At 64.5% G+C, this 25816-nt stretch carries 23 protein-coding genes; 20 read left to right on the forward strand and 3 right to left on the reverse strand.

All coding sequences use genetic code 11. The annotated features are described in order from the left end of the window. Positions 1-21 precede the first annotated feature (21 nt). From RS897_RS09105 to RS897_RS09125, 5 genes are all read left to right on the forward strand, one after another. Positions 22-2319, forward strand: coding sequence for a molybdopterin-dependent oxidoreductase (locus RS897_RS09105; protein ID WP_315836238.1), 2298 nt, complete (start codon positions 22-24; stop codon positions 2317-2319). Positions 2320-2391: 72 nt separating this feature from the next. Further along, positions 2392-3333: a 4-hydroxy-tetrahydrodipicolinate synthase family protein gene (locus RS897_RS09110; RefSeq protein WP_315836239.1), complete on the forward strand. Its 942-nt coding sequence runs from the start codon at positions 2392-2394 to the stop codon at positions 3331-3333. Between the two features lie 15 nt (positions 3334-3348). Beyond that, complete coding sequence (locus tag RS897_RS09115) at positions 3349-4128, forward strand: SDR family oxidoreductase (protein ID WP_315836240.1); 780 nt, start codon at positions 3349-3351, stop codon at positions 4126-4128. Between the two features lie 25 nt (positions 4129-4153). Continuing rightward, the gene (locus tag RS897_RS09120; protein WP_315836241.1) at positions 4154-5128 is read left to right on the forward strand and encodes a Bug family tripartite tricarboxylate transporter substrate binding protein; all 975 of its coding nucleotides are present in this window, start codon (positions 4154-4156) and stop codon (positions 5126-5128) included. Between the two features lie 70 nt (positions 5129-5198). Further along, positions 5199-6449: a D-amino acid dehydrogenase gene (locus RS897_RS09125; protein WP_315836242.1), complete on the forward strand. Its 1251-nt coding sequence runs from the start codon at positions 5199-5201 to the stop codon at positions 6447-6449. A gap of 1 nt (position 6450) precedes the next feature. Here RS897_RS09125 and RS897_RS09130 read toward each other — a convergent pair whose 3' ends face one another. Beyond that, positions 6451-7200: a TetR family transcriptional regulator gene (locus tag RS897_RS09130; protein ID WP_315836243.1), complete on the reverse strand. Its 750-nt coding sequence runs from the start codon at positions 7198-7200 to the stop codon at positions 6451-6453. Between the two features lie 321 nt (positions 7201-7521). Here RS897_RS09130 and RS897_RS09135 point away from each other — a divergent pair, with 321 nt between their 5' ends. The 15 genes from RS897_RS09135 to RS897_RS09205 all read left to right on the forward strand — a co-directional run bounded on the left by RS897_RS09135 (position 7522) and on the right by RS897_RS09205 (position 23724). Beyond that, entirely contained in the window at positions 7522-8853 is a 1332-nt protein-coding gene (locus RS897_RS09135; protein WP_315836244.1) for an ABC transporter substrate-binding protein, read from the forward strand. 1 nt (position 8854) lies between these two features. After that, positions 8855-9805, forward strand: a complete 951-nt coding sequence (locus RS897_RS09140; RefSeq protein ID WP_315836245.1) for a carbohydrate ABC transporter permease — start codon at positions 8855-8857, stop codon at positions 9803-9805. After that, positions 9805-10722, forward strand: a complete 918-nt coding sequence (locus tag RS897_RS09145) for a carbohydrate ABC transporter permease (protein ID WP_315836246.1) — start codon at positions 9805-9807, stop codon at positions 10720-10722. The genes RS897_RS09140 and RS897_RS09145 overlap by 1 nt, the downstream gene beginning before the upstream one ends. Before the next feature lie 3 nt (positions 10723-10725). Then, positions 10726-11886, forward strand: a complete 1161-nt coding sequence (locus tag RS897_RS09150; RefSeq protein WP_315836247.1) for an ABC transporter ATP-binding protein — start codon at positions 10726-10728, stop codon at positions 11884-11886. A 19-nt stretch (positions 11887-11905) separates the two neighbouring features. Further along, positions 11906-12439: a cupin domain-containing protein gene (locus RS897_RS09155; protein WP_315836248.1), complete on the forward strand. Its 534-nt coding sequence runs from the start codon at positions 11906-11908 to the stop codon at positions 12437-12439. 24 nt (positions 12440-12463) lie between these two features. Beyond that, complete coding sequence (locus tag RS897_RS09160; RefSeq protein WP_315836249.1) at positions 12464-13861, forward strand: amidase; 1398 nt, start codon at positions 12464-12466, stop codon at positions 13859-13861. A gap of 154 nt (positions 13862-14015) precedes the next feature. Then, positions 14016-14966, forward strand: a complete 951-nt coding sequence (locus RS897_RS09165; RefSeq protein ID WP_315836250.1) for a LysR family transcriptional regulator — start codon at positions 14016-14018, stop codon at positions 14964-14966. 133 nt (positions 14967-15099) lie between these two features. Beyond that, positions 15100-15981 (forward strand): shikimate dehydrogenase, encoded by an 882-nt coding sequence (locus tag RS897_RS09170; protein ID WP_315836251.1) that lies wholly within the window; start codon positions 15100-15102, stop codon positions 15979-15981. 52 nt (positions 15982-16033) lie between these two features. After that, positions 16034-17161, forward strand: a complete 1128-nt coding sequence (locus RS897_RS09175; protein WP_315836252.1) for an ABC transporter substrate-binding protein — start codon at positions 16034-16036, stop codon at positions 17159-17161. A 285-nt stretch (positions 17162-17446) separates the two neighbouring features. After that, the gene (locus tag RS897_RS09180; protein WP_315836253.1) at positions 17447-18322 is read left to right on the forward strand and encodes a branched-chain amino acid ABC transporter permease; all 876 of its coding nucleotides are present in this window, start codon (positions 17447-17449) and stop codon (positions 18320-18322) included. Continuing rightward, positions 18319-19317, forward strand: a complete 999-nt coding sequence (locus RS897_RS09185) for a branched-chain amino acid ABC transporter permease (RefSeq protein WP_315836254.1) — start codon at positions 18319-18321, stop codon at positions 19315-19317. The genes RS897_RS09180 and RS897_RS09185 overlap by 4 nt, the downstream gene beginning before the upstream one ends. Beyond that, positions 19314-20057 carry an ABC transporter ATP-binding protein gene (locus tag RS897_RS09190; protein ID WP_315836255.1) on the forward strand — a complete coding sequence of 248 codons (744 nt, stop codon included), beginning with the start codon at positions 19314-19316 and terminating at the stop codon, positions 20055-20057. Before RS897_RS09185 ends, RS897_RS09190 begins: the two co-directional genes overlap by 4 nt. 9 nt (positions 20058-20066) lie before the next feature. Then, positions 20067-20807, forward strand: coding sequence for an ABC transporter ATP-binding protein (locus tag RS897_RS09195; protein ID WP_315836256.1), 741 nt, complete (start codon positions 20067-20069; stop codon positions 20805-20807). Beyond that, positions 20804-21856 (forward strand): Gfo/Idh/MocA family protein, encoded by a 1053-nt coding sequence (locus tag RS897_RS09200; RefSeq protein ID WP_315836257.1) that lies wholly within the window; start codon positions 20804-20806, stop codon positions 21854-21856. The genes RS897_RS09195 and RS897_RS09200 overlap by 4 nt, the downstream gene beginning before the upstream one ends. After that, a complete protein-coding gene (locus RS897_RS09205; RefSeq protein WP_315836258.1) occupies positions 21853-23724 on the forward strand; it encodes a bifunctional sugar phosphate isomerase/epimerase/4-hydroxyphenylpyruvate dioxygenase family protein in 1872 nt (623 codons plus the stop codon). Before RS897_RS09200 ends, RS897_RS09205 begins: the two co-directional genes overlap by 4 nt. A 51-nt stretch (positions 23725-23775) precedes the next feature. Here the strand turns inward: RS897_RS09205 and RS897_RS09210 are convergent, their stop codons facing one another. Both RS897_RS09210 and RS897_RS09215 read right to left on the reverse strand, forming a co-directional pair. Beyond that, on the reverse strand, positions 23776-24861 hold the full coding sequence (locus RS897_RS09210; RefSeq protein WP_315836259.1) for an acyltransferase family protein: 1086 nt from the start codon (positions 24859-24861) through the stop codon (positions 23776-23778). A gap of 177 nt (positions 24862-25038) precedes the next feature. Beyond that, positions 25039-25800 (reverse strand): energy transducer TonB family protein, encoded by a 762-nt coding sequence (locus tag RS897_RS09215; RefSeq protein WP_315836260.1) that lies wholly within the window; start codon positions 25798-25800, stop codon positions 25039-25041. Between the last annotated feature and the right edge of the window lie 16 nt (positions 25801-25816).

A 25816-nucleotide genomic window follows, 5' to 3' on the forward strand; every position in this document is an offset into this window, starting at 1 on the left:
GAAGCGAAACACCAGGATCTGATGTCCATTGCCCGAACCCCTTCCCTTGCCCACTGGGGCGCGTTCAACGCGCTGGTGGAGAACGGCCGGGTGATCGGATGCGAGCCCTTCGCCCGTGATGCGCGGCCATCGCCGATGCTGACCGCCATGCCGGAAATGGTGCACTCGCCTTTGCGGATTGCCCGGCCGGCGATCCGCGACGGCTGGCGCGAGGGGCGGCCGCGCAGCGGCACCGACCGCTTTCGGGAAGTGGATTGGGACGAGGCGCTCGATCTCGTCGCCGCGGAGTTGACGCGGGTGCGCGGCAGCCATGGCGACAGCGCGATTTTTGGCGGCTCCTACGGCTGGTCGTCGGCGGGACGCCTGCATCATGCGCGCACCCTGGTGCGCCGCTTCCTGTTTCTCGGCGGCGGCTGCGTCGACCAGATCGGAAACTACAGCTGGGGCGCGGCGCAGTTTCTGCTGCCCCATGTGATCGGCACCTATCAACCGGTCACGGGACGCGTGACGGACTGGAACTCGGTGGTCAAGCACACCCGCCTGGTGATTGCGTTCGGCGGACTGCGTCTCGAGAACAGCCAGGTGACCTCCGGCGGCACCGGCTCGCACGTGCTGGAAACATGGCTCGACCGGGCCAAAGCCGCCGGCATCGAATTCGTCGTGATCAGCCCCAACCGTGCGGATGCGCCGGTATCGCTCGATGCCCAATGGCTCGCGATCCGCCCGAACACCGACACCGCGCTGATGCTGGCGCTGGCGCACACGCTGCTGGTCGAACAGCGGCACGACGCCGCATTCCTGGCGCGCTATTGCACCGGCTTCGAAACGCTGCAGCGCTATCTGCTGGGCGAGGATGACTCCACGCCCAAGGACGCGGACTGGGCCGCCGCAATCTGCGGCATCGATGCGGACAGCATTCTTAGTCTCGCGCGGCGCGCGGCGGAGACCCGCAGCCTGATCACCTGCACATGGTCGCTGCAACGCGCCCATCATGGCGAACAACCCTACTGGGCGGCGATCGCGCTCTCCGCGATGCTCGGCGGCATCGGCCTGCCGGGCGGCGGCTTCGCCTTCGGCCACGGCTCGCTCAGCGGCGTCGGCGTGCCGCGCGCGGACCTGCCGGGCCCGGAAATCGCGACGCCGCCGAATCCAGCCGGCAGCGCCATTCCGGTCGCGCGTATCGCCGACATGCTGCTCGACCCCAACGGCTCCTATGAATTCAACGGCCGCCGCGGCGTCTATCCCGACATCCGTCTGATCTATTGGGCCGGTGGCAATCCCTTCCATCATCACCAGGACCTCAACCGCCTGCGCAAGGCGTGGCAAAAGCCCGAAACCATCATCGTGCACGACAGCTGGTGGACGCCGACCGTGCGTCATGCCGACATCGTGCTGCCGGCGACCACGTCGCTGGAGCGCAACGATGTCGGCGGCTCCTCGCGCGATCCCTTCGTGTTCGCGATGCACCGCGCCATCGCACCGGTGGGAGATGCCAAGGATGACTTCGAAATCTTCCGCGATCTCGCGACCCGCCTCGGTTATGAGGATACCTTCACCGAAGGCCGCGACGAGATGGCCTGGTGCCGCCACATCTATGAGCGCGTGCGGACAGGCTCCGCGCGGAAGAATGTCGCGCTGCCGGACTTCGAGACATTCTGGGCCGACGGCTTTGTCGAGCTGCCGTTACCCGACGAAGACTTCGTGCTGTTCGACGATTTCCGCCGGGATCCGCAGCTTCATCCGCTGAAGACACCGTCCGGCAAGATCGAGATCGCGTCAAAGGCCATCGCCGGCTTCGGCTATGCGGACTGCCCGGCGCATCCGGCCTGGCTGCCGCCGGCGGAATGGCTCGGCAGCAGCACGGCCGAGCGCTGGCCGCTGCACCTGATCACCCATCAACCCGCCGGCCGGCTGCATAGCCAGCTGGACCCGGCGTCCGTCTCGCGCGGTCACAAGCTGCACGGACGCGAACGGATCCGCCTGCATCCGAACGACGCGGATCCCCGCGGCATCAGGACCGGCGACATCGTCCGGGTGTTCAATGACCGCGGCGCGTGCCTCGCAGCCGCCGAGCTCGACACCGCCGTGCTGCCGCGGGTCGCCATCATGGCCACCGGTGCGTGGTTCGATCCTGCACACGCTGACGGAGAACCCGAGCGGCACGGCAATCCCAACGTTCTCACACTCGATATCGGGACATCCCGGCTGACCCAGGGCCCGAGCGCGCTCAGCGCGCTGATCGAGATCGAACGCTGGGACGCTCCGCTGCCGCCGGTGGAGGCCTGGACCCCGCCACGGCTCGCCACCCGCGGGCAATGAAATACGAGACATTCGCCTGACAATCGCAACCGACAACCGCTAGACTGCCAGAAATCGAAAAGGAGACATGAGATGTCGAACAAAAAGCTGACCGGTTCCTTCGTCGCCCTGATCACCCCCTTCAACAAGGACGGCTCGGTGGACTTCGCGGCATTCCGCTCCCTGCTCAAGTTTCACGAGGACAACGGCACCAGCGCGATCCTGATCATGGGCTCGACCGGCGAAAGCTCGATGCTGTCGCCTGAGGAAAAGAAGCAGATCATCGTCGAGACCGCGAAGATGAAGACCGGCCGCATGCCGATCTTCTTCGGCTGCACCGGCAACAACACCGACACCACCATCGCCAACGTGAAGTTCGCCAAGGACAACGGCGCCGACGGCGCGATCTTGGCCGCGCCCGCCTACATCTGCGCCCCCGAAGACGATATCGAGCGCTTCTTCCTCGACGTGGCCGACGCCACCGACCTGCCGCTCGGCATCTACAACAACCCGCCGCGGGTGAAGAGCGACCTGCACTGGGATCACCTGCTGCGCATCTTCAAGCACCCGAACTATGTGGTGCACAAGGAATCCACCGGCCGTGTCGGCCAGGTGGCGCAGGTGCTGGCCGGCAAGCCCACCGTCGCCGTGATGTGCTGCGACAGCCCCAATCTCGGCCTGGTGGTGCCGACCATGAGCCTCGGCGGCCACGGCACCGCCAACATGACCGGCAATATCGCGCCCGGCGAAATGGCCACCATCTCCAAGCCATGGACCAGCTACAGCGAAGCCGAAGGCTTCAAGAATGCCTATCTCGGCCTGCTGCCGCTGCTGCACTACACTTACTCCGCGATCAATCCGGTGGCGGTGAAGTCGCTGATGAAGGCGCTGGGCATGCCGGCGGGCGACCTGCGCAAGCCGCTGACCAACCTCGAGGGCGAGGCGCTGGCCAAGGGCATCCGCATCGTCCAGGAGCTCGGCCTCGACAAGCGCTACGGCTACAACATCAAGCCGCTGTCGGCCGTCGCCGCCTAAGGGATCGACGCACCCATGGATCTCGGAATCCGCGGCCGCAAGGCTCTCTTGAGCGGCGCCAGCCGCGGAATGGGCAAGGCGTGCGCCATGGCGCTCGCCCAGGATGGAGTGGACCTGACCATCGTGGCCCGCACCCGCGATGTTCTGGAAAAGACCTGCGCGGAGATTCACGACGCGACCGGCGTTTCGGTGACGCCAGTGGTGGGCGACATCACCACGGCTCAGGGACGCGCGGACGCGCTGACTGCCTGTCCCGCGCCGGACATTTTGCTCAACAATGCCGACGGCCCGATGCCCGGCGATTTTCGCGCCTGGACGCGGGACGACTGGATCGCTGCGTTCGACGCTATGATGCTGTCGCCGATCGAGATGATGCGCCTGACCGTCGACGGCATGATGGAGCGTGGCTTCGGCCGCATCATCAACATCGTGTCGCGCAGCGTCAAGATTTCACAGGCCGAGCTCGGCCTGTCGAATGGCGCGCGCTCCGGCCTGGTCGGTTTTGTCGCGGGACTGTCGCGCCAGACGGTCGCGCATAACGTCACCATCAACAACCTGCTGCCCGGCATCTTCGACAGCGATGCGCAGGTCCGCCACATCGAAGGCATGCTGGAGCCCGGCGGCAAATCGTTCGATCAGATCTGGCGCGAGCGCGCCGCCGCCAATCCGGCCAGGCGTTATGGCCGGCCGGCCGAGCTCGGCGCTTACTGCGCATTCCTGTGTTCTGAACACGCCGGCTTCGTGACCGGCCAAAACATATTGATCGACGGGGGAAGCTATCCAGGGACCTTCTAAATGATTCAAACTGAGAGGATCCTTCGTGAGACATCTTAAATTCTCTGCCGCACTGGGCGCGGCCCTGCTCGGGCTGGCCTCGATCTCCGCGATGGCCGACACTTATCCAAGCCGCGGCATCACCATGGTCGTGCCGTATCCGGCCGGTGGCTCTGTCGATGGCGTCGCGCGCATCATCGCGCAGAAGCTGAACGAATCGCTGGGCCAAAGCGTCATTGTCGAAAACCGCGCCGGTGGCGCCGGTGGCATCGTCGGCGCCAACTATGTCGCCAAGGCCGCGCCCGACGGCTACACCCTGATGCTGACTGCATCGATCCATGTGGTGACGCCGTTCCTGCGCAAGACCATTCCCTACGACGTGGTCACGGATTTCACGCCGATCTCGCTGGTGGCGTCCGGGCCGCTGGTGGTCAGCACGACACCGGACGTGCCGGCGAAGACGCTGAAAGAATTCTTCGACCTCGTCCGCAAGGATCCGAACAAATACACTTTCGCGACCTCGAGCTTCGGGTCGGCCGGCCACCTCGCGCTCGAATTGCTCAAGCGCGAGGCCGGCGTCGAGACGCTGGTGGTCGCCTACAAGGGCGCGAGCCCGGCTTTGACCGACCTGATGAGCGGCCAGGTGCAGCTGATCGCCGACCCGATGCTGTCCTCGCTGCCGCTGGCGAAGGGCGGGAGCATCAAGGCGCTGGCCATCACCAGCACCAAGCGCGTGGCGATCGCGCCCGAAATTCAGACCATCGCCGAGTCGGGCATGAAGGGTTTCGACTTCGCCTCGTGGTACGGCTTGTGGGCCCCGAAAGGCTTGCCTGCTGATCTCGTGACAAAGATCCAGGGTGAAGTTGCCAAGATCGTCGAACGGCCGGACGTCAAGGAGCGTTTCGCGGTGATGGGTTTTGAGCCGATCGGCTCCACGCCGGACTATTTCGCCAAATACATCAAGGACGAAATGGCGAAATACGAACAGATCATCAAGGACGCCAATATCAAAGCCGAATGACGGCAACGGGAGCCTGATCGCTTCACCGGCGGATCAGGCTCTCCATCTCCCTTATCTTCCGGGCGACCCCATGAAAGTCCTCGTTCTCGGCGCCGGCGTGATCGGCACGGCCTGCGCCTATTATCTGTCCAGAGACGGCCACGAGGTGACGGTGGTCGACCGGCAATCCGGCCCGGCCCTGGAGACCAGTTTCGGCAATGCCGGCGGCGTGTGTCCGGGCTTCGCCGGCCCGTGGGCCGCGCCGGGCATGCCGCTCAAGGTGGTGCGCTGGCTGTTCGCACAACATGCGCCGCTGATGCTGCGCCCGCGGCTCGACCTGCGGCAGTGGCAATGGCTGGCCGCTTTCGTCGCCAACTGCACTGCCGAGCGTTTCGCCGCCAACAAGGCGCGCATGCAGCGCATCGCGCATTACAGCAAGGCTTGCCTGGTACAGTTGCGCGCGGACACCGGGATCGCGTACGATCACGGCACCGGCGGCGTGCTGCAGGTGTTCCAGACCGAGGACGAACTCGCCGCAGCCGTGCGAGCCACCAAGGTGCTGCAGTCCTTCAATGTGACGCATCGGCTGCTCGATGCGGCGGAAGCCCGGACCATCGAGCCGGCGCTGGCACAATCGTCGGTGACACTGAGCGGCGGTCTTCATCTGCCCGACGACGAGACCGGCGACTGCCATCTCTTCACCACGCGGCTGGCGGAGTTGCTGCGCGAGCGCGGCGTCACCTTCCAGACGAACACCACCATCCGCGCCATCTTGCGCGAGGGCGACGGCATCACCGGCATCGCCACCGATCGGGGCGTGCTGCAGGCGGATCGTTATGTGGTGGCGCTGGCCAGTGAAGCACCGATGCTGCTGCGTCCGCTCGGCATCGATGTCCCGGTCTATCCGGTCAAAGGTTATTCCATCACCATCGATGTCGCCGACAGCGATCGCGCGCCGCGCTCCTCGGTGATGGACGAACACAGCAAGGTGATGGTGACGCGCCTCGGCAACCGCGTGCGCGCCGCCGGCGTCGCCGAAATCTCCGGCTATGATCGCACCGCCGATCGCAACAAGGCCGCCAGCGTGCTGCACGCCGCCCGCACACTGTTTCCCGATGCCGGCGACTATGCGCAGGCCGCCTGCTGGGCCGGACTTCGCCCGATGACCCCGGACGGTCCGCCCTATCTCGGCACCACGCCGTTCCGCAACCTGTTGCTGAATATCGGCCAGGGATCGAACGGCTGGACCCAGGCGTGCGGCAGCGGCCGGATCGTCGCCGATATCGTCGACGGACGAGCGCCGGATATCGATCTCGGCGGCCTGACACTGGCGCAGCGATAATTTATCCGCGGCTGCGGCCACGCACCGGCTTGGCCTTTGACGATCCGATCTCCAACGGCCTGGCAATGGCCGCCATGGCGAACTCCATCACATGGGCGCGCCAGCCGTCGAGCGCGGCCTCGCTCTCCATGTCGATGTCGAGCGCGGCATGCAGCGTATAGATGTTCGAGAAATAGAAGAACGACAGCGCGCTGATCGAGATATAGAAGCGGTTCGGATCGATCCCGGCACGGAACACGCCGATCTCCTCGCCTCGCCGCAGCGTCTGGCCGATACGCTCGATCAGCGGGACATAGATCGCCCGCAGCTTGCTCGACTGCTTGATATGCCGTCCCTTGTTGTTGTTCTCGTCCGCCAGCAGCCGCACAAACGCACGGTTGTCGCGCAGGTGGTCGAACGACACGCCGACGAGATAACGCATCGCGGCCACCGGATCGAGCCGGTCGAGATCGAATTCCGGATCGTGCGACCGGGAGGCCTCATAGGCTTTCTCCAGCACGGCGAGATAGATCTTTTCCTTGGATCCGAAGTGATGAAACAGGATCTGTTTGCTGACGCCGGCCCCCTTGCAGATGCCGCCGATGCTCGCGCCATGGAAGCCCATGGCGGCGAACTCCCGATAGGCGGAATCCAGCAGGTTGCCGCGGGTGCGCTCCGGATCGCGCACGCCGTTCGACGGCTTGCGTTTGCGGGTCGGCGAAATGACATGGACGTCGGCGACCCGTCGCTGCACTTTTGTCGTCAATTCCATTGCTCCAATCGTCCGGATTCCGCGGCACGATAAACGACCATCGTCGCACCCGGCGGGGCGGCAGCGAAACATCCGTCTTCGGCGCAACGCTCCGCCCGGCGGCCCACGCCGGGCGCGTTGCCCAACAATACAGCCGGCGCCGCTCACAAATCAACCAACCGATTGATTGACTCGCGAAGAAACTTGCGCTCTGATCGTGATGTCGCCGGTCCCGAAGCCGGACTGCTTGTCTCAGTCGTTGTTTGCCCAGTCGTTGTTTACCTCAGTCGTTGCTTGCCACCTGCGGGCCGTCGGTCCGCAAACCAGGACAGGGGAATCTCCATGACGATGTCCGTTGATCGGCGTGCGGTGCTGGCGGGTCTCGGCGCTTCGGCGTCCCTGCCGTTGCTCGGATCCCTGAGCCGTCCCGCCGCGGCGGCCGGCGAGACCATCAGCTATACGGCCTGGTCGGCCGCAGTCGATCAGGTGCAGAGCCATATCCACGCCTTCGAGAAGGCGAGCGGCATCGCGGTCCGCTACGAGAATTTCCCGGGCGCGCAGTTCCGCGCCTCGCTGGTCACCAAGTTCACCAGCAACGAGCCGCTCGACCTGATCTGGATGAACGATGCCTGGACACCTGAATTCGCCGAGGCCGGCTGGATCACTCCGATCGACGATGTCCCGCAATTGATGGCGTACAACGCCGACGTGCAGAAATACTGCACCGACGCCATGCGCTACAAGGGCCGGCAATACGGGCTCGTATACTACACCGACCACATGTCCTTCATGTACAACAAGGAGATGCTGGACAAAGCGGGGTTTGAAAAACCTCCCGCCACCTGGGACGAGGTCGTCCAGCAGGGCCTCAAGCTGAAGCAGATGGGTCTCGCCGAATATCCGCTGATGCTGGCGCTGACCGCCGACGCCTGGCTGATCGAGATGATCGGCCCCTTCGTCTACTCCTTCGGCGGCACCTATACCGACCCAGCCGGACTGTCGACACTGCGTGATCCCGGAAACGGGGCCCTCGCGGCGGCGACCTGGATGCGCGATGCGATCCATACCCACAAGATCGTCTCGCCCGGCGCCGTAACCACCAGCGAGATCGATGCGCTCAAGGCTTTCGCGAGCGGCAAGAGCGCCTTCGCCATCCTGCCGTCATATCGCATCCGGGTGCTGAACGATCCGGCGCAGGCCAAGGTGGCAGGCAACATCCGCATCAATCTGATGCCAGCGGGCAGCGGCGCAAAGGCCGGCAACCATACCTGCGGCTGGGTCCGCTACTACGGCCTGACGCCACATGCCCGCGCGACCAAGGCGCGCGAGGCGGCGGTGATGAAGCTGATGGAATGGTTCGGCGGCAAGGTCGACGACAAATACGTCTTCCAGAAGATGCTGCTGCTCGATGTCGGCGTTCCCTTCTGCACCAAGTCGCTGATGCAGGACACCGATGTTCTTGCATTCTACGACAAATGGGCCGGTGGCGAGGGAACCATCCTCAAGCAGTCCAGCATGGCCATCACCAAGGACGTGATTTCACCGTGGTTCGGCGAGTGGAACGAGACCAACAACCAGTCCTGGCAATCCGTCTTCCTCAACCAGTCCACGCCCGCCGCGGGGTTGGCCGCCAGCGGCGACAAGTGGAATCAGCTGAAGAAGCAGTTCGGCTGAGATGACGGCAACCTCCTCGCCACCTGCCGAGAGAGGCGTCGCCGCCCTGGCGCGGCCGCGGTTCTCGCCGCGCGCGCCTAGCCATGACGAACGCCAGGCGCTGATCCTGCTCGCCCCGCTGCTGATCGTGCTCGCCGTCGTGGCCGTGTTTCCGATCATCTATTCGTTTTACACCAGCCTGTTCGACATCAACCTCGCGCGTCCGCTGCGGCAGCCGTTCGTCTGGTTCGACAACTATGTCCGGATGCTCGGAGAGCCGCGCATCCAGATCGCGCTCTGGCGCACCGCGGTCTTCACGGTCGTCACCGTGGCCGGCACCACGCTGGCCGCGCTGGTGGTGGCGCTGTTTCTGAACGAGACGTTTCGCGGCCGGCGCATCCTGGCGATCCTGCTGCTGGTGCCCTGGGCAACGCCCAGCGTGGTCAACGGGCTGATGTGGAAGTGGATCTACGATTCGAACTACGGCGTGCTCAACGGCCTGCTCCAGGCGCTCGGCCTGATCGACAATTACAAGATCTGGCTCGCCGATCCGGACAAGACGCTCTATCTGATCGCCAACGCGGCGATCTGGAAGCAGATGCCGCTGTCGGCGATCCTGCTTCTCGTCACCATGAAAAGCATCCCGGAGGATCTCTACAAGGCCGCCCGGGTGGACGGCGCCAACGTGGTGCAGCGGTTTCTGAACGTGACGCTGCCCGCGCTGCGGCCGGGGCTGATGCTGGTGCTGGTCTACGAGACCATGATTTCGATCCGCCATTTCGATTTGTTCATGCTGCTGACCCAGGGCGGCCCGGGCAACGCGTCCTCGACGCTGTCCTGGCAGATCTATGTCGAGACCTTCCGCAGCCTGCGCTTCGGAACCGGATCGGCGCTCGCCTACATTCTCGCATTCCTCACGCTCATTCTCGGCGCCCTGATGATCCGCCTCGGCTGGCGGCGGGAGGCGCGCTGATGGTCCGCGCAGCCGCGGTCCGCCTGGGCGGACGATCCCTGATGCTGGCGCTGATGAGCGCGGTGTTTGCATTCTACGTGGCGGGACCAGTCTACTGGCTGGTGAAGACATCGCTCGAACCCGAGGCCCGCGTCACCGCCGTTCCGCCGACGCTTTTGCCGCAGGACCCCTCGCTCGCCAACTTCAGTTCGATTTTCCACGCCAACGACCGCGTCACGTATGAAAACCGCAGACAGGCTGACCCCGCGACCGGCAACTTCGTGCCCTCCAATGCCCGCAACCTGCTGCCGTCGCTGTGGAACAGCCTGGTCGTCGGCCTCGCCGTCGCGCTGCTGAACATCGCGCTGAGCGCCACCGCCGCCTACGCCATCGCCGTGATCAAGTTTCGCGGGCGCGATGTGACGCTCTATTCCATCCTGGTGAGCCGGGTGATTCCCGACATCGCCCTGATCGTCCCGTTGTTTCTGGTGATGCGCAGCCTCGGAATCCTGGACACCAGGAGCGGCCTGGTGATGACCTACCTCGCCGTCACGGTGCCGTTCACCACCTTCATCCTGATCAACTATTTCCGCTCCATCCCGGTGGACCTGTTCAAGGCGGCACGTGTCGACGGCTGCTCGCATTTCGGCGTGCTGCGCCATGTCTACTGGCCGCTGGCCATGCCGGCCATCGTCGCCTCGCTGATGTTCGCCTTCCTGACCAGCTGGAACGAGTTCCTGTTCGCGCTGATCATGACCAAGAGCATCCAGGCGCAGACCCTGCCGATCGTCATCTCCAGCTTCGTGCTAGATTTCACTATCAACTTTTCCTTCGTCAACGCCGCCGGCGTGCTGGCGATCGTTCCGCCGGTCATCCTGGCCATCCTGTTCGAACGTTACATCGTGTCCGGCCTCACCGCCGGCGCGGTCAAGGGGTGAAACATGGCTGGGATTGTCTGCAAGGGACTCAGCAAGCGTTACGGCGCGACCACCGTCATCGACCGACTCGATCTCGAGATCCGCGATACCGAGTTCCTGGTTCTGCTCGGGCCGTCCGGTTGCGGCAAGACCACGACACTCAACATCATTGCCGGCCTCGAGGACCTGAGCGAAGGCCAAATTACCTTCGACGGCGTGCTGATGAACGATGTGCCGCCGCACAAGCGCGAAATCGCGATGGTGTTCCAGAGCTACGCGCTCTACCCGCAAAAGACGATCTTCGAGAACATCGCCTTCGGCCTGCGGCTGCGCCGCGTGCCGGACGCGGAGGTTCGCCGCCTGGTGGCGGACGCGGCGGAGCGGCTGGAGATCACCCACCTGCTGGAACGGCGCCCGGCGGAGCTCAGCGGCGGCCAGCGCCAGCGCGTCGCGCTCGGACGCGCCATCGTTCGCAAGCCGACCGCGTTCCTGATGGACGAGCCGCTGAGCAATCTCGACGCGGCGCTGCGGCTCAGCATGCGCGTCCTGATCAAGCGGCTGCATCAGACCATGGGCACCACCTTCGTCTATGTCACCCACGACCAGGGCGAGGCGATGAGCCTTGCCGATCGCATCGTGGTGATGCGCAACGGTGTCATCGAACAGATGGGGACCCCGGACGAGATCTATCGCCAGCCACGCAACACCTTCGTCGCGTCGTTCCTCGGCAGCCCGCAGATCAACCTGATCGAAGGCGTGCTGACCGGAGACGCCGCGAACCGCGGCTTCGCGCGCGGCGAGTTCAGCCTCGCGCTGAACCGGCGCGGCCTTGCCGGGCATGCGGGACGCGAGGTGACCCTGGGCGTGCGGCCGGAAGACCTTCGCGTCGCGCCGGCGGGCGAGCTGTCCGCCATGGTCGAATTGGTCTCGCCGCAAGGCTCCGAACAATACGTCAACGTTCGCATCAGTGGCATCGAGGCGATGCTGCGCCTCGACAACCATCAGAAGGTGGCCCCGGGCGACACGCTGCGCCTGAGCGTCGATCAGAGGCTGCTGCACGTCTTCGACCGGACCACCGGCGAATCGCTGACCGCCGGACTCTTGGCGCTGGACGACGCCTTGAACGGGTCTGCGGACGACAACCTGCCAGCCACGCCATTCCCCCCAAGAGCGCATCGGCGCTGAGACACTGAAAGGACATCCCATGGATCGCAAGCCCGTCACACGCGAGGAGATGCTGAAGCGAACAGCCTTTTTCGACAAGCTTCAGCCCAGCTCACGGCCGCTGGTCGATGCGGTGCTGCCGCAGTTCCAGCGGCAGATCTTCAACATCATCGGCGGCGGCGTCACCGAAGATCCGACCATGCATATCCCGATCCGCGATGCCGAAGGTTTTCACCTGTCGATCGTGAAGGCCGAACCGCAGAAGGGCACCGGTCTTCACGATCATACCACCACGGAAGTCTTCATGCCGCTGCAAGGCAGTTGGGCCATCATCTGGGGCAGCAAAGGCGAGAACGAACTGGTGCTGAACGAATGGGACGTGGTCTCGGTGCCTCCGGGGGTCAATCGCGGCTTCCGCAATGTCGGAGCCGGGACCGGCCATCTGCTGGTGGTGCTCGAGGGCACTGATCCCGGCCGGGTCGCCTGGGTGGACAGCGTGATGAGCGCGGTGCGCGAGAAGGGCTTCGACCTCGACGAGCGCGGCAAGATCGTGGGCGGCGAAGTCGGCGCGTGACCGGCGCATCGGGGGATATCGGCAATGGCTGACGACGAACTCTGCTTCATCCCGGCGACGCGCCTCGCCGGGATGATCTCGCTCCGCGAGGTCTCACCGGTCGAGGTCACGACCGCGGTGCTGGCGCGCGCCGAGCGCCTGCAGCCGGTCCTCAACATTTTTGCCATGCTGCTGGCAGATGAAGCCCTCGACCTCGCGCGGGCCTCCGAGGCCGCCGTGATGCGCGGCGATGCGCTGGGACCGCTGCACGGCGTGCCGATCACCATCAAGGACAATGTGGCGATCGGCGGCCTGCCGATGCGCAACGGCTCGCTGGCCTCTGTCGATCTTGTGCCCGACCATGACGCCACCGTCACGGCGCGGGTGAAGGCGGCCGGCGCGATCCTGATCGGAACGACGACGCTGCCGGAATTCGCCCACAAGGTGCTGACCGACAGCCCGCTCTACGGTATCACCCGCAACCCTTACGATCTCACCCGGACACCCGGCGGCTCCAGCGGCGGCGCCAGCGCTGCGCTGGCGACCGGGGTCGCGCCGCTCGCCATCGGCAGCGACGGCGGCGGCTCGATCCGCTGTCCGGCGTCCTGCACCGGTGTCGCCGGACTGAAGGCAACACTGGGGCGGATTCCGAACGAGCAGGTCCCCGACAGTTTCGCCAACTACGCGGCCGTGGGGCCGATGACACGGGTGGTGGAGGATCTGCCGCTGCTGCTCTCGGTGATGTCCGGCCCCCAGATCGACGATCCCTATTCCTACGCCCTCGAAAAATTCGTGCCGAAGCCCGCGAAGGACCCTGTGCGCGGCCTGCGCGTCGCCTGGATCACGCAGTTCGGCAATGTCCGTCCAGAACCGGACGTCGGCGCGCTGACACAAGATGCCGTCGAACTGCTCGCCGCGGCAGGCGCCCATGTGGACGCGGTTTCGACTCCGATCTTCGACAATGTTTTCGACACCTACGTCGTGATCGCCACCACCGCGCATGCTGCGCGGCTGGAGGCGATGGCGGCAAAATGGGGCAATGCGATCACCCCGTCGCTGCGCCAGAGCATCGTGCGGGGATTGGGCTATTCTGCCGCGGAATGGCAGCGTGCAAGCGATCGCCGCAGTGTTCTGTTCCGCGCGGTGCAGCGCCTGTTCGAGCGCTACGATGTGATCGTCACGCCAACGATGAACGCAGCCCCGGTCGGCCTCGACGCCGGTGGCTCGATCGAGAGCGAGATGTATGCGCAATGGGCAGGCTATCTGTATCCGTTCAACCTGACCGGCAATCCCGCGCTGTCGGTCCCCTGCGGCTTCACGGCGGACGGCCTGCCTGTCGGCCTGCAGCTGGTCGGCGCCTATCACGACGAGCAGCGGCTGATCGACGTCGCTGCAACCATCGAGCGCGCCGGAGGCTGGTCGGCACGACGCCCGGCGTGCTGATGCACGTCCGGCCTTCGATTGCCAGCGCAGCCGCCTCGCGGAGGCCATGTCACCCGAGACCGACGCTCCGACATGGTGTATTCGGCGCCTGACGATGGACTTGCCGCCGCCGGCGGTAAAAGTCCATGATCGCGCGGCAAGCCGAGGTTGCCCCATGATGACACTCCGCCAGGTTGAAGTCGTACGCGCCGTGATGGTGACGGGCACGATCGGCGGTGCGGCAAAGCTGCTCAACGTCTCGGCGCCGGGCATCAGCCGGCTGGTGAAATACACCGAGAAATCGCTCGGCATCCGCTTTTTCCAGCGCCAGAACGGCCGCTATTTTCCGACCCCCGAAGCTCAAAGCATTTTCGAGCAGATCAACGGCGTCTACAAAAAGGTCGACGATCTCTCCGGCATGATCTCGGCGATGGGCCGCGGCGGCCTCTCCGAACTGCGGATCGGCTCGGTGCCGAGCATCTCGCAGGTGATGGTGCCGCGCGCCATCGAGCGGGTGCGGCGGCGTTATCCTGATTTGCACATGGACATCAACATCCTCAAGATCGAGGAGGCGATCGACTATCTGCTGCTCGGCAAAGGCGAGTGCGTGGCGATGAGCTATCGCCTGCCGCACTCCGGGCTCGACTTCCTGCCGCTGGCGTCGGGTGAACTGTTTTGCATCGTGCCGGAGGGACACGAGCTCGCTGGCCGCAAGGAGATCACGGCGGCGGAGATGATCCGTTATCCGCTGATCGGCATCGATCCCAACGATCCCTACGGCCGCATCATGGCGGAGATGTTTGCCCGCAACAAACTCAGCTACGACATCACCATCCGCGCGCGATTCGGCACCACGGTGTGCGCGCTGGTGAAGGCGGGGCTCGGCATTGCCGTGATCGACCAGTTCACCGTGGCGCATGGCGGCGTGCCGGGCATCGAGCTGCTGCGGATTACCGAACCGACCCGGTTCGACACTTACATCGCGGTGAAGCGCGGCGTGCCGCTGTCGCTGCATGCGGAGGCCTTCATCGAATTCCTGCGCGCCGAGATGCGCGCGGTCGAGCCGGCGCGGCAAAGCCCGCCGCCGGAGCGGGCTCGCCCCAGATCGGCGGGCCGCAAAAAGTAACATGATGTTATGTTTGGTGGATAAATGGGTAATTGTGTTATTTCAGGGATTGACTATCGTCGATCTGCCGCAAGCCCGCGGGACATTATAAGACGCGTGCTGCTGCCGATCATTTCCAACCGCGGACGTCCTCGTGCCGAACGATTATCACCTTGCGGACCAGTGTTTCCTGACCGGGCTGATCGGCGCGCCGATCGCCCATTCCGCATCGCCCGCGATGCATGAACGGGCGGCGCAGGCGCTGGGCGCGCGGTGCCATTATCACCTGATCGAGGTGGCCGGCGCCGACCGGGACAAGCTGCGCGCCCTGCTCGACAGCGTCCGGCTGCTCGGCTTCGCCGGCGTGAACATCACCTTCCCCTACAAGGAAGCCGTGGTGGAGCTGCTCGACGAACTCTCTCCCAGTGCGGCTGCGATGCAGGCCGTCAATACGGTGGTGGTCCGCGATGGCCGCCTGATCGGCCACAACACCGACACCACCGGCTTTGCGCGTGCGGCGGGCGATCTCGTCGAGGCGTCGAAACGCGGCCCGGTGGCGCTGGTCGGCGCCGGCGGGGTCGGCAAGGCGATCGCGTTTGCGCTGGCGCATCTCGGCGTCGCAACAATCCGGGTGTTCGACACCGATGTGGCCAAGACCCGCGCGATTGCGGCCGCGCTCGGATCGCGCGCAACCATCGTGGCCGCTGATGACGTCGAAGCCGCGCTGCGCGGCGCCGTCGGCCTCGTCAACGCGACGCCGATCGGCATGCTGCCGAACCGCGGCACGCCGGTGTCCGAACACTTGCTGCACGACGGCCTGTGGGTGGCGGATGCCGTCTATTCGCCGCTGTGGACGCCGCTGCTCACTGCGGCCAAAGCGCGCGGCGCACGGGTGATGACCGGGCGCGAGCTTGCGATCTATCAGGCCGCGGATGCTTTCGAACTGTTTACCGGATTGACGCCGTCGACTGACGTGATGGGAAAAGCCTTTGATGCCGTGATGGCAAAACGATATGCAGCGACGAACGCTGCATGAAGGTTGGTTCATAAGAACCGCCAGAGGGACTGAAACGTAAAGGGAGATGACCGTGAAACCGATTATTCTTGCGGGCGCAATGCTCGCTGCGCTCTGCGCGACCGCGCAGGCGCAAACCATCAAGCTCGCCAATGTCGCCGAATTATCCGGCGGCGGCGCGACGGTGGGAACCAACTGGAAGAACGGCATCGATCTCGCGATCGAAGAGGTCAATGCCAAGGGTGGCATTCTCGGCCGCAAGATCGAAGTCACCCACGCGGATTCTCAATCCAACCCGGGCGTCGCCCGCGCCCAGGTGCAGAAAGCGCTCGACGGCGAGCCTTATGTGCTGCTCGGGCCCGGCTATTCCGGATCGGTGAAGGTCACCGCGCCGCTGGCGGCGGAAGCCGGCATCGCCCAGATCATGGGCGGCGAAGCGGCCGAGCTGACCCAGGCCGGCAACAAGTTTCTATTCCGCACCTCGTTCGGCCAGCAGTCCTCGATGCCCAAGGTCGCCAAATACATGGCCGAGGAGTTGAAGGCGAAATCGGTTGCGGTCGTTTGGGTCAACAATGACTTCGGCAAGGGTGGTCGCGACGTCATCCTGAAGGAATTCGCCAAGCGCAATGTCAAGGTGGTGGCGGATCTCTCGACCGAAGCCGGCCAGGCCGACTTCGCCGCCGACGTCTCCAAGGTCAAGGCCGCGGCGCCCGACGCCGTCTTTGTCTATGTCAACGAGGAAGAGAGCGCGCGCATCCTGAAAGAGCTGAAGCGCCAGGGTGTCACCGTGCCGCTGATGGGCGAAACCACGCTGATCGGCCAGAAGGTGGTCGAACTCGCCGGCGATGCCGCCAACGGTGCGCGCGGCCATGTCGGCCTGACCACCGATGCGCCGGTCGATCTGGTGAAGGCGTTCCGGGAAAGGTTCGTCAAGAAGTACAACTATGTGCCCGACCACAACGGCCTGAAGGGCTACCTCTCGATCTACATGATCAAGGCCGCGACGGAGAAGATGGGCAAGGTCGATTCCAAGGGCGTCGCCGACGCGCTGCATGGCCTCACCATCTCGGCCGCCAAGGAGCCGGGCATCCTGATGGACGTCACCTTCGACCAGAATGGCGACATCGATCGCCAGGGCTTCCTAGTGGAGATCGTCAACGGCAAGCAGGTGGTGAAGGAAGTGCTGCCGAAGCTGAACTAATCGCGGCGTTGTAGCCCGGGTGAGCGCAAGCGACACCCGGGATTCCACACACCGCCGTTCCCGGATGTCGCTTCGCTCATCCGGGCTACGAAGATGAAGATCGTTGAGGCAAAGTCAGGTTAGCCGTCATCCTGAGGTGCGAGCCTTGCGGCGCACTTGGCCGCTGGGCGAGCCTCGAAGGATGCACGGCCAAGATACTTGAGGAATTGGCTGTCGCCCTTCGAGGGCCGCGCTACGCACGGCCACCTCAGGGTGACGGGCTGATTCACAACGTCGAGAGGGACGATGTCCAATCTGCTTGACCTTCTGATTGCGGGACTGGCGACCGGCGCGATTTATGCGCTGGTGGCGGTCGGCTTTACCTTGCTGTGGCAGACGTCGCAGACCATTAATTTCGCCCAGGGCGAATTCGTGATGCTGCCGGCGTTCCTGATGCTGGCCGCCATGCACGTCGGCGCGCCGTTCTGGCTCGCGATCCTGCTCGGCATCCTGCTGTCGCTGATCCTGCTGGGCCTTGGCTTCAAATTGTTGCTGGTGGATCCGATGCTGCGCCACGGCGTGCTGCCGCTGGCGATCGCCACCATGGCGCTGGCGATCGGGCTGAAAGAAGCCGTGAAGCAATTCTTCAGCGCCGAGGCCTCGCCGTTTCCCTCGATCATTCCCGCCGGTGATATCTCCATCCTCGGCCGCACGGTGTCGCTGCAGAGCATCGGCGTGCTGGTGCTGGCAATCGCGGTGGTGGTGGCGCTGACCACCCTGCTCAACCGCAGTTCGATCGGCCACCAGATGCAGGCAGCGGCGCAGAACCCGACCGTGGCGCGCATCATCGGCGTCCCTGTGGAGCGGATGATCCTGCTGACCTTCCTGATCAACGCGTTTCTTGTCGCCATCGCGTCGCTGCTGATCACGCCGATTTACCTGGCGAAATTCTCCAGCGGCGAAGTGCTGGGCCAGGCCGCCTTCATCGCCGCCATTGTCGGCGGCTTCAACCAGGTGCGCGGCGCCATCGCCGGCGGCCTCCTGATCGGCGTGGTCGACAATCTGGCGGCCGCCTATGTCTCCACCCAGTACCGCGCGGCGGTGCCGATGATCCTGCTGATCGCCATCATCCTGTTCCGGCCGCAGGGCCTGATGGGACGCGCCGAGGAGCGCACCGTATGACCCGCTCCAGGATTCTTTCGCTCGCGCTGGGCATCGCCGTTGTCATCGCGCTGATTGTCATTCCCCAAGGCTTCAATCGCTACGGCCTGTTTATCCTGAGCCAGTGGGCGGTGATGAGCATCGCCGCGATGGGGCTCAACCTGACGCTGGGTTATGCCGGACAGGTGTCGCTGGCGCAGGGCGCTTTTGTCGGCATCGGCGCCTACGCCGCCGCGATCATGACCACCCAAGGGTATCCGCTGATCGGCGCCCTGCCGGTGGCGATCATCCTGTGCTTCGCGGTCGGCTGGATCCTGGGTTATCCGGCGCTGCGGGTGCAGCATCATTACCTCGCCTTCGTGACACTCGCGTTTTCGACCCTGGCCTTCCTGGTGTTCCGCAACGAGGACTGGCTGACCAAAGGCATCTACGGCATCAGCAACATCCCCCGGCCTCATGTCTTCGGCTTCGCCACCAACCGCCCGCTGCCGTTCTATTATGTCTGCCTGGGATCACTGGGCATCGTCACCTTCATGGTGTGGTGGCTGATCCGTTCGCCCTGGGGCCGCGCCTTCGTGGCGCTGCGTGAAAATCCGGTGCGGGCGCTGTCCCTGGGCATCGACACCCGTCGTTACACCCTGATGGCATTCGCGATCGGTTCCGCACTCGGCGGTATCGCCGGCACGCTGTATGCACCGCTGACGCAATATGTCGACCCTGTGCCGTTCAATCTGTCGCTGTCGCTCGACCTCCTGATGATGGTGATTGTCGGCGGCTCCGGCTTCTTTTTCGGCCCGTTCCTTGGCGCGATGATTGCAGTGCTGCTGCCGGAATGGATGCGTGACTTCACCGGAGGCTATTACCTGATGTTCTATGCGGCCGCGGTGATCCTGTTGCTGATCTACTCGCCCAGCGGCATCCTTGGCATCCTCGATCGTTTCCTCACCGAACGCCGCACCAAGACCGCATCCGCGATGCGCGCAGTAGCCAAAGCCAAACTGGAGACCGCGCCATGAGTCCGGTTTTGCAGGTCAGCAATATCAAGAAGAATTTCGGCGGCATCACCGCGGTCGACGGTGTGTCCTTCGAGGTCAATGAGGGCGAGATTCTCGGCCTGATCGGCCCCAATGGCTGCGGCAAGTCGACCCTGTTCAATTGCATCCTCGGCCAGTTGCTGCCGAGCGCCGGCGAAGTGAAAATCGATGGCCGCACCACCACCGGCATGCGGCCGTCGGAGCTCAACCGGCTCGGTGTCAGCCGCACCTTCCAGCTGCTGCAGGTGTTTCCAAAACTGTCGGTGCGCGAGAACCTGATCCTCGCCGGCCAGGAGCACCAGGGCAACATGGCCTCGCGGCTGTTCGGGCCGTCCGACGCCGGCCTCGGCGCCGCCGCCGACCAGATGATTTCCTTCTTCAAGCTGGAGCATCTCGCCACCGAACCCGCGGGCGGACTCTCCTATGGGCAGCAGAAGCTGCTCGACGCCGCCATGGCCTTCATGGGCGGCCCGCGGCTGGTGTTGCTGGATGAGCCGGCCGGCGGCGTCAATCTCTCGATGCTCGCTGACCTGAAAGAACGCCTCAGCGCCATCAATCGCGAGAAACGCGCCACCTTCGTGGTGATCGAGCACAACATGGAGTTCGTGATGTCGCTGTGCTCGCGCGTGGTGGTGATGGCGGAAGGCAAGGTGCTGGCGCAGGGCAAGCCCGCCGAGGTGCGGTCCAACCAGGCCGTCATCGATGCCTATCTGGGACATTAGGAGTTTCCCATGAGCGATATCATCCTGGACGTGCAGGGCCTGGTCGGCGGCTACGGCAAGATGACGATTCTCAATGGCACCAGTTTCACCGTGCCGAAGGGCTCGATCACCACCGTGATCGGCCCCAACGGCGCCGGCAAGTCGACGGTGTTCAAGGCGATTTTCGGCCTGCTCAAGCTGCGCGAAGGACGCGTCGTTTTCAAAGGCCGCGATGTCACCCGTTTCACCCAGCGCCAGTTGCTGGAAACCGGCATCTGCTATGTGCCGCAGGGTCGCAACATTTTCCCCGAGCTGTCGGTGCGGCACAATATCGAGCTCGGCGCCGTGGCCGCGGGGCGCTCCATCACCGACATGCCCCAGCGGATCGAGCGGGCACTGGATCGCTTTCCGAACCTGCGCAAGAAAGCCACCCAGCAGGCCTCCACGCTGTCCGGCGGCGAACAGAAGCAGCTCGAGATCGTTCGCGGCCTGCTGCTTGATCCGCAACTGGTGCTGATCGACGAACCGTCGATCGGGCTCTCGCCGCTGATGGTGCAGGAGACCTTCGGCATCCTCAGGGAGTTGCGCGACAAGGGTGTCTCCATCCTGATGATCGAGCAGAATGCACGCTCGGCGCTGGAGATCTCCGATTTCGGCATCGTGCTTGAGCTGGGACAGACCCGCATCGTCGATACCGCGCAAAAGATCCTGCACGATCCGCGGATCGGGCAATTGTTCCTTGGCGGCGCGCTGGAGCCAGCCGCGGCATGAGCAAGCGCATCGGCATCGCCGGCGCCGGGCTGATCGGCAAGAAACACATCGAGCTGGTGCAGGCCAGTGCCGACTGCCGGCTTGCCGGCATTGCCGATCCCTCGCCGCAAGCGAAGGAAGTCGCCGAGGCCAACAACGTGACTTGGTATGCCGATCATCGTGCCCTGCTCGACACCGAAAAGCCCGACGGCCTGATCATCGCCTCGCCCAATGCACTGCATGTCGCCATGGCCATGGACTGCATCGATCGCGGCGTGCCGGCGCTGATCGAAAAACCGGTGGCGGATCAGGTCGACGCTGGACGCCGGCTGCTGGCGGCGGTCGAGCGCACGGGAATTCCCATGCTGGTGGGTCATCACCGCCGGCACAATCCGCGCATCAAGGCGGTGCGTGATGCCGTGGCCGAGGGACGTCTGGGCACGCTCACCGCCGTGGTCGGGCTGTGGCTGCTGAAAAAGCCTGACGGCTATTTCGACGTCGGCTGGCGCAAGGAGGCCGGCGGGGGCCCGATCCTGATCAACTTGGTGCACGACATCGACAACCTCAGATTTATCTGCGGCGAGATTGTCGAGGTGCAGGCCCAGACGTCCAACGCGGTGCGCGGCTTCGCGGTGGAAGACACCGCCGCGCTGCTGCTGCGGTTCGCGAACGGCGCGCTCGGCACCGTCACATTGTCCGACGCGACGCCAGCGCCCTGGAGCTGGGAGTTGAGCTCCGGAGAAAATCCCACCTATCCCAAAAACGATCAGCCCTGCTACCTGCTGGCCGGCACCAGGGGATCGCTGGCGGTGCCGGATCTCGATGTCTGGTCTTATCCCGGCAAGGACGGATGGTATGAACGGCTGCAAGCTGCTCCCCTGCCCACCCCGGACACCGATCCGCTGGTCGAACAGCTGCGCCATTTCCTTGCCGTGATCGACCGCCGCGAGACACCGCTGGTGTCGGTGGCGGACGCACTGGGCACCCTCGCCGTGGTCGAAGCAGTCAAGGAAGCGGCCCGCAGCGGCGGACGCGTTTCACCTCAATTCAACCTGGAGCCTGCGGCATGACCAAACGCTCGATCGCAACTGTTTCGCTCAGCGGCGCCCTTGACGAAAAGCTGCGCGCCATTGCCGCCGCCGGCTTCGACATGGTCGAGATCTTCGAAAACGATTTCCTGTCGTTCAACGGCGGCCCGCGCGATGTCGGGGCGATGTGCCGCGACCTCGGCCTTGCGATCTGCGCCTTCCAGCCGCTGCGTGATTTCGAAGGCATGCCGGAGCCGCAGCGCTCGCGCAACTTCACCCGGGTGGAGCGCAAGTTCGACCTGATGCAGGAGCTCGGCACGGACCTTTTGATGATCTGCAGCAACGTGTCGCCGGCGTCGCTCGGCGGCATCGATCGCGCCGCAGACGATTTCCGCGAACTCGGCGAGCATGCCGCCAAACGCGGCCTGCGTGTCGGGTTCGAGGCGCTGGCGTGGGGACGCCATATCAACGACTACCGCGATGCCTGGGAGGTGGTGCGCCGCGCCGATCACGCCTCGATTGGGCTCGTGCTCGACAGCTTCCATGCGCTGGCGCCGGGGCTGCCGGTCGGCGCGATCCGCTCGATCCCCAAGGACAAGATCTTCCTGGTGCAGCTGGCGGATGCCCCCAAGCTCGACCTCGATGTGCTGTCCTGGAGCCGGCATTTCCGCTGCTTCCCGGGGCAGGGCGACCTGCCGTTCACGAGCTTCATGGATGCGGTCAAGACCACCGGCTACGGCGGGCCGCTGTCGCTGGAGATCTTCAACGACCAATTCCGCGCCGGCTCCGCGGCGCGGGTGGCCGTCGATGGCCTGCGCTCGCTGATCCTGCTGGACGACCAGACCGCTGCGATATCAAAGCCGCCGGTCGCATCCAAACTTCCGCCAAGGGACAAGAGCCGCGGCGCAGGCTTTATCGAATTCGCGGTCAGCGAGGAGAAATCCGACGACCTCACCGCACTGTTTCACCAGCTTGGTTTCCAGCAGACCGGCCAGCATCGCAGCAAGGCGGTGCAGCGCTGGTCGCAGGGCACGATCGAGCTGGTGGTAAACTGCGAAGCGCACGGCTTTGCGCACTCGCATTATGTCACTCATGGCGCAGGGGTCTGTGCCATCGCCATCGAGGTCGACGACGTCGCCGCCACCATGGCGCGGGCGGAGGCACTGCACACCAGGACCTTCTACCAGCCGGTCGGGCCGGGCGAACTGGAGATCCCGGCGATCCATGGCGTCGGCGGCAGCCTGTTGTATTTCCTCAAGCCCGACGACCACAACTGGGATCGCGATTTCACGCCCGTCGCCACCGAGCGCAGCAGCGATCACCTCAGCAACATCGATCACATCTCGCAATCGATGCCGTATGAAGACATGCTGTCGTGGCTGCTGTTCTACACCGGCATGCTCGACCTGCAGCGCGCGCCGCAGGTGGACGTGGCCGATCCCGGCGGCCTGGTGCAGAGCCAGGCGATCAGCAATGCGGACGGCAGCCTGCGGCTGATCATCAACGGCGCCGCCGCCAACCGGACGCTGTCGGCGCGCTTCCTGTCGGAATTCTTCGGCTCCGGCGTGCAGCATATCGCGTTCGCCTGCGACGACATCTTCAAGACAGTCGCCGACATGCGCGCCCGTGGCGCAAGTTTCCTCGACATCCCCGACAATTATTACGACGACATCGAAAGCAAGTACGATCTCGACGCCGGCACCATGGCGGAGCTGCGCGCCAACGAAATCCTCTACGATCGCGACGGCGACGGTGAGTTCTTCCAGATCTACACCCACGCCTTCGACAATCGCTTTTTCTTCGAGATCGTCGAGCGGCGAAACTACCAGGGCTTCGGCGCCGCCAACGCCGCCATCCGCCTCGCGGCGCAGGCGCGCGAGGCGCCGCCGATCGGGATGCCGCGGATTTAAGTTTGGCCCGTCATTCCGGGACGTCGCGGAGCGGCGGACCCGGAAATTTGTCTAGGCGCGCTTCGGCGCCGCGTCTTTCTTCGGCTGCAGCAGCGCGATCAGAAACTTGCGGCCCGGCATTTCGACGTGGCGATAGCACAGCCACGACAGCAGCCATATCGTCGCCAGTGCAACGGCGACACAGGTGGCATAAGCCAGCGGCGTGGCGCCGAAATGTCGTGCGGTGCGTACCGCGAAACTCACGAACAGCTGGTGCATCAAATAGATCGAGTAGGAGATCGCGCCGAGGTGATAGACCAGCGGATTGCCGTACAAGAGCTGCGCCAGCCGGCCGTCGCGGGACAGCAGCGCGACAAAGGGAATGAACAGCAGATAGATCGGCAGATCATGATGAAACAGGACGCCAACCACCACGATTGCAATCGTCAGGCCCGCGACCAGCAGATCTTGCGCCATCATCGATAGACCGTCGAGAAGGTGTGAGAAGCGAAAGATCGCCAGCCCCAGCGCAAAGCCGGCAACCGCCCGCAGCAGCGGCAGAAACGAATTGCCGCTGGTGACATCAAGGGGACCTGCGGAGCCCAGCCCGCTCATGGCGATGACAACAACGGCACCGAGCGCCGCGGCCGTTGCGAGCAAACTGACGACCAGACCGCGCTGAAACATCACAACCAGCAACACCGGCAGCACAAGATAGGATCCGAGCTCGGAGCTCGCGGCCCAGGACACGCCGATCAGCGGATAAACATGCAGGCCCCATCCGGTCAGCATCAGCACATTTCCGACCGCATCATAGGCATCGAAGCTCGACAGCATGTCACGATCGAGCCCCAGCGCCAGCTTGAGCAGATAGAGTGCCGCGATGACCCAATAGGCCGGGTAGAGCCGGGCGACCCGCTTGACCATGAAGTCGTAGAAATTGCGCAACCCGTCACTGCGAAAGGCGTCGCGGTAGATGTACGCCATCACGAAGCCGCTGAGCATGAAGAACAGGTCCACGGCGAGATAGCCGTGCGGCACGCGATAATACGGCGCCGTACCCGGCCCCAGCAGCGGCACATTGCCGAAATGATAGAGCACGATAAGGACCGCCGCGATGCCGCGGACACCGGTCAGTGATCTGATATCTGCGGGCATGTCGAACTCCACCCCGATGACGCATTCGCCAATCCTGCGGGTCGCGGCATGACGTCATCGTCACATAGACAAAACGGCGCATTCCGTCGACACCGGCAACGGCGACATAACGCATCCGTGTGACATGGGAAATCGGCTGAGTTGCCCAACGGGCGGGCCGCGGCTTGGGGCCTGGGCCTAACCCTTGCCCTTGATGCGGAAGATCACCGGGACGGTGAAGCTCAGGCCCTCGTCGGCGATCAGTGGCGGCGGCGGCGGCAGCGGATCCGACCGCTTCAGCATCGACAGGGCGGCAGCATCGAACGCCGGATCGCCCGAACTCTCGACAATGCTCGACGACAGCAGATGGCCGGTGCGATCGATGGAGAACGACAGCACGATTTTGGCGGCCTTCTGCGGGCGATCGGTCGGATAACGCTTGTGCCGATCGAGATGCGCGGAGAGATCCTTCTGCCATGAGGTGCGTACGCGGATCGCCTTGTCCGACACCGGGAGATTGTCGGAGGTCGGCATGGCGGTCGCTTCCGAGGCGATCGACTCGGTCGACGCCGTCTGCTGGACCGTCGGCTTGTCCGGGATCTCTTCCTGCGGCTTGTTGGTGGCGTCCGGCGCGACCACCCGGTCGGGATCGTCGGTTTCGGTCGGCGTATCCTTCGGAAGTTCGGTCTGCTTCAGCTCGGCCTTCTGCTCGACCTGGGCCGGCGAGGCGGCGGAGGCCTCGGAGTCCGGCCCGGGCGGCAACTCGCTCTGCTCCCCGCGGGGCGCCGTCGGTTCAAGCCCGATTTCGATTCCCTGCACGCTGTCCGGATCATCAGCATCGTCGGCCTGCATGCTCGCAACAGCAAAGGCGACGCCTCCGACGTGAAGCGCCAGCGCAACGATCGCCGCGAACGCCCAAAGGCTGCGGGATGGTCTGGAGGTTGCGTCCGGATCGGTCATCGCGGCCTTCGCCGGT

The sequence above is a fragment of the Bradyrhizobium prioriisuperbiae genome (assembly GCF_032397745.1).
In the GTDB taxonomy this organism is placed as follows: domain Bacteria; phylum Pseudomonadota; class Alphaproteobacteria; order Rhizobiales; family Xanthobacteraceae; genus Bradyrhizobium_A; species Bradyrhizobium_A prioriisuperbiae.

Excerpts from the sequence above, each read along its gene's own strand:
- RS897_RS09180 (WP_315836253.1), top strand. The coding sequence starts at position 17,447 with ATGTCCAATCTGCTTGACCTTCTGATTGCGGGACTGGCGACCGGCGCG.
- RS897_RS09205 (WP_315836258.1), top strand. The coding sequence starts at position 21,853 with ATGACCAAACGCTCGATCGCAACTGTTTCGCTCAGCGGCGCCCTTGAC.
- RS897_RS09195 (WP_315836256.1), top strand. The coding sequence starts at position 20,067 with ATGAGCGATATCATCCTGGACGTGCAGGGCCTGGTCGGCGGCTACGGC.
- RS897_RS09165 (WP_315836250.1), top strand. The coding sequence starts at position 14,016 with ATGATGACACTCCGCCAGGTTGAAGTCGTACGCGCCGTGATGGTGACG.
- RS897_RS09115 (WP_315836240.1), top strand. The coding sequence starts at position 3,349 with ATGGATCTCGGAATCCGCGGCCGCAAGGCTCTCTTGAGCGGCGCCAGC.
- RS897_RS09145 (WP_315836246.1), top strand. The coding sequence starts at position 9,805 with ATGGTCCGCGCAGCCGCGGTCCGCCTGGGCGGACGATCCCTGATGCTG.
- RS897_RS09185 (WP_315836254.1), top strand. The coding sequence starts at position 18,319 with ATGACCCGCTCCAGGATTCTTTCGCTCGCGCTGGGCATCGCCGTTGTC.
- RS897_RS09125 (WP_315836242.1), top strand. The coding sequence starts at position 5,199 with ATGAAAGTCCTCGTTCTCGGCGCCGGCGTGATCGGCACGGCCTGCGCC.
- RS897_RS09130 (WP_315836243.1), bottom strand. The coding sequence starts at position 7,200 with ATGGAATTGACGACAAAAGTGCAGCGACGGGTCGCCGACGTCCATGTC.
- RS897_RS09210 (WP_315836259.1), bottom strand. The coding sequence starts at position 24,861 with ATGCCCGCAGATATCAGATCACTGACCGGTGTCCGCGGCATCGCGGCG.
- RS897_RS09190 (WP_315836255.1), top strand. The coding sequence starts at position 19,314 with ATGAGTCCGGTTTTGCAGGTCAGCAATATCAAGAAGAATTTCGGCGGC.
- RS897_RS09150 (WP_315836247.1), top strand. The coding sequence starts at position 10,726 with ATGGCTGGGATTGTCTGCAAGGGACTCAGCAAGCGTTACGGCGCGACC.
- RS897_RS09160 (WP_315836249.1), top strand. The coding sequence starts at position 12,464 with ATGGCTGACGACGAACTCTGCTTCATCCCGGCGACGCGCCTCGCCGGG.
- RS897_RS09215 (WP_315836260.1), bottom strand. The coding sequence starts at position 25,800 with ATGACCGATCCGGACGCAACCTCCAGACCATCCCGCAGCCTTTGGGCG.
- RS897_RS09105 (WP_315836238.1), top strand. The coding sequence starts at position 22 with ATGTCCATTGCCCGAACCCCTTCCCTTGCCCACTGGGGCGCGTTCAAC.
- RS897_RS09110 (WP_315836239.1), top strand. The coding sequence starts at position 2,392 with ATGTCGAACAAAAAGCTGACCGGTTCCTTCGTCGCCCTGATCACCCCC.
- RS897_RS09200 (WP_315836257.1), top strand. The coding sequence starts at position 20,804 with ATGAGCAAGCGCATCGGCATCGCCGGCGCCGGGCTGATCGGCAAGAAA.
- RS897_RS09140 (WP_315836245.1), top strand. The coding sequence starts at position 8,855 with ATGACGGCAACCTCCTCGCCACCTGCCGAGAGAGGCGTCGCCGCCCTG.
- RS897_RS09135 (WP_315836244.1), top strand. The coding sequence starts at position 7,522 with ATGACGATGTCCGTTGATCGGCGTGCGGTGCTGGCGGGTCTCGGCGCT.
- RS897_RS09155 (WP_315836248.1), top strand. The coding sequence starts at position 11,906 with ATGGATCGCAAGCCCGTCACACGCGAGGAGATGCTGAAGCGAACAGCC.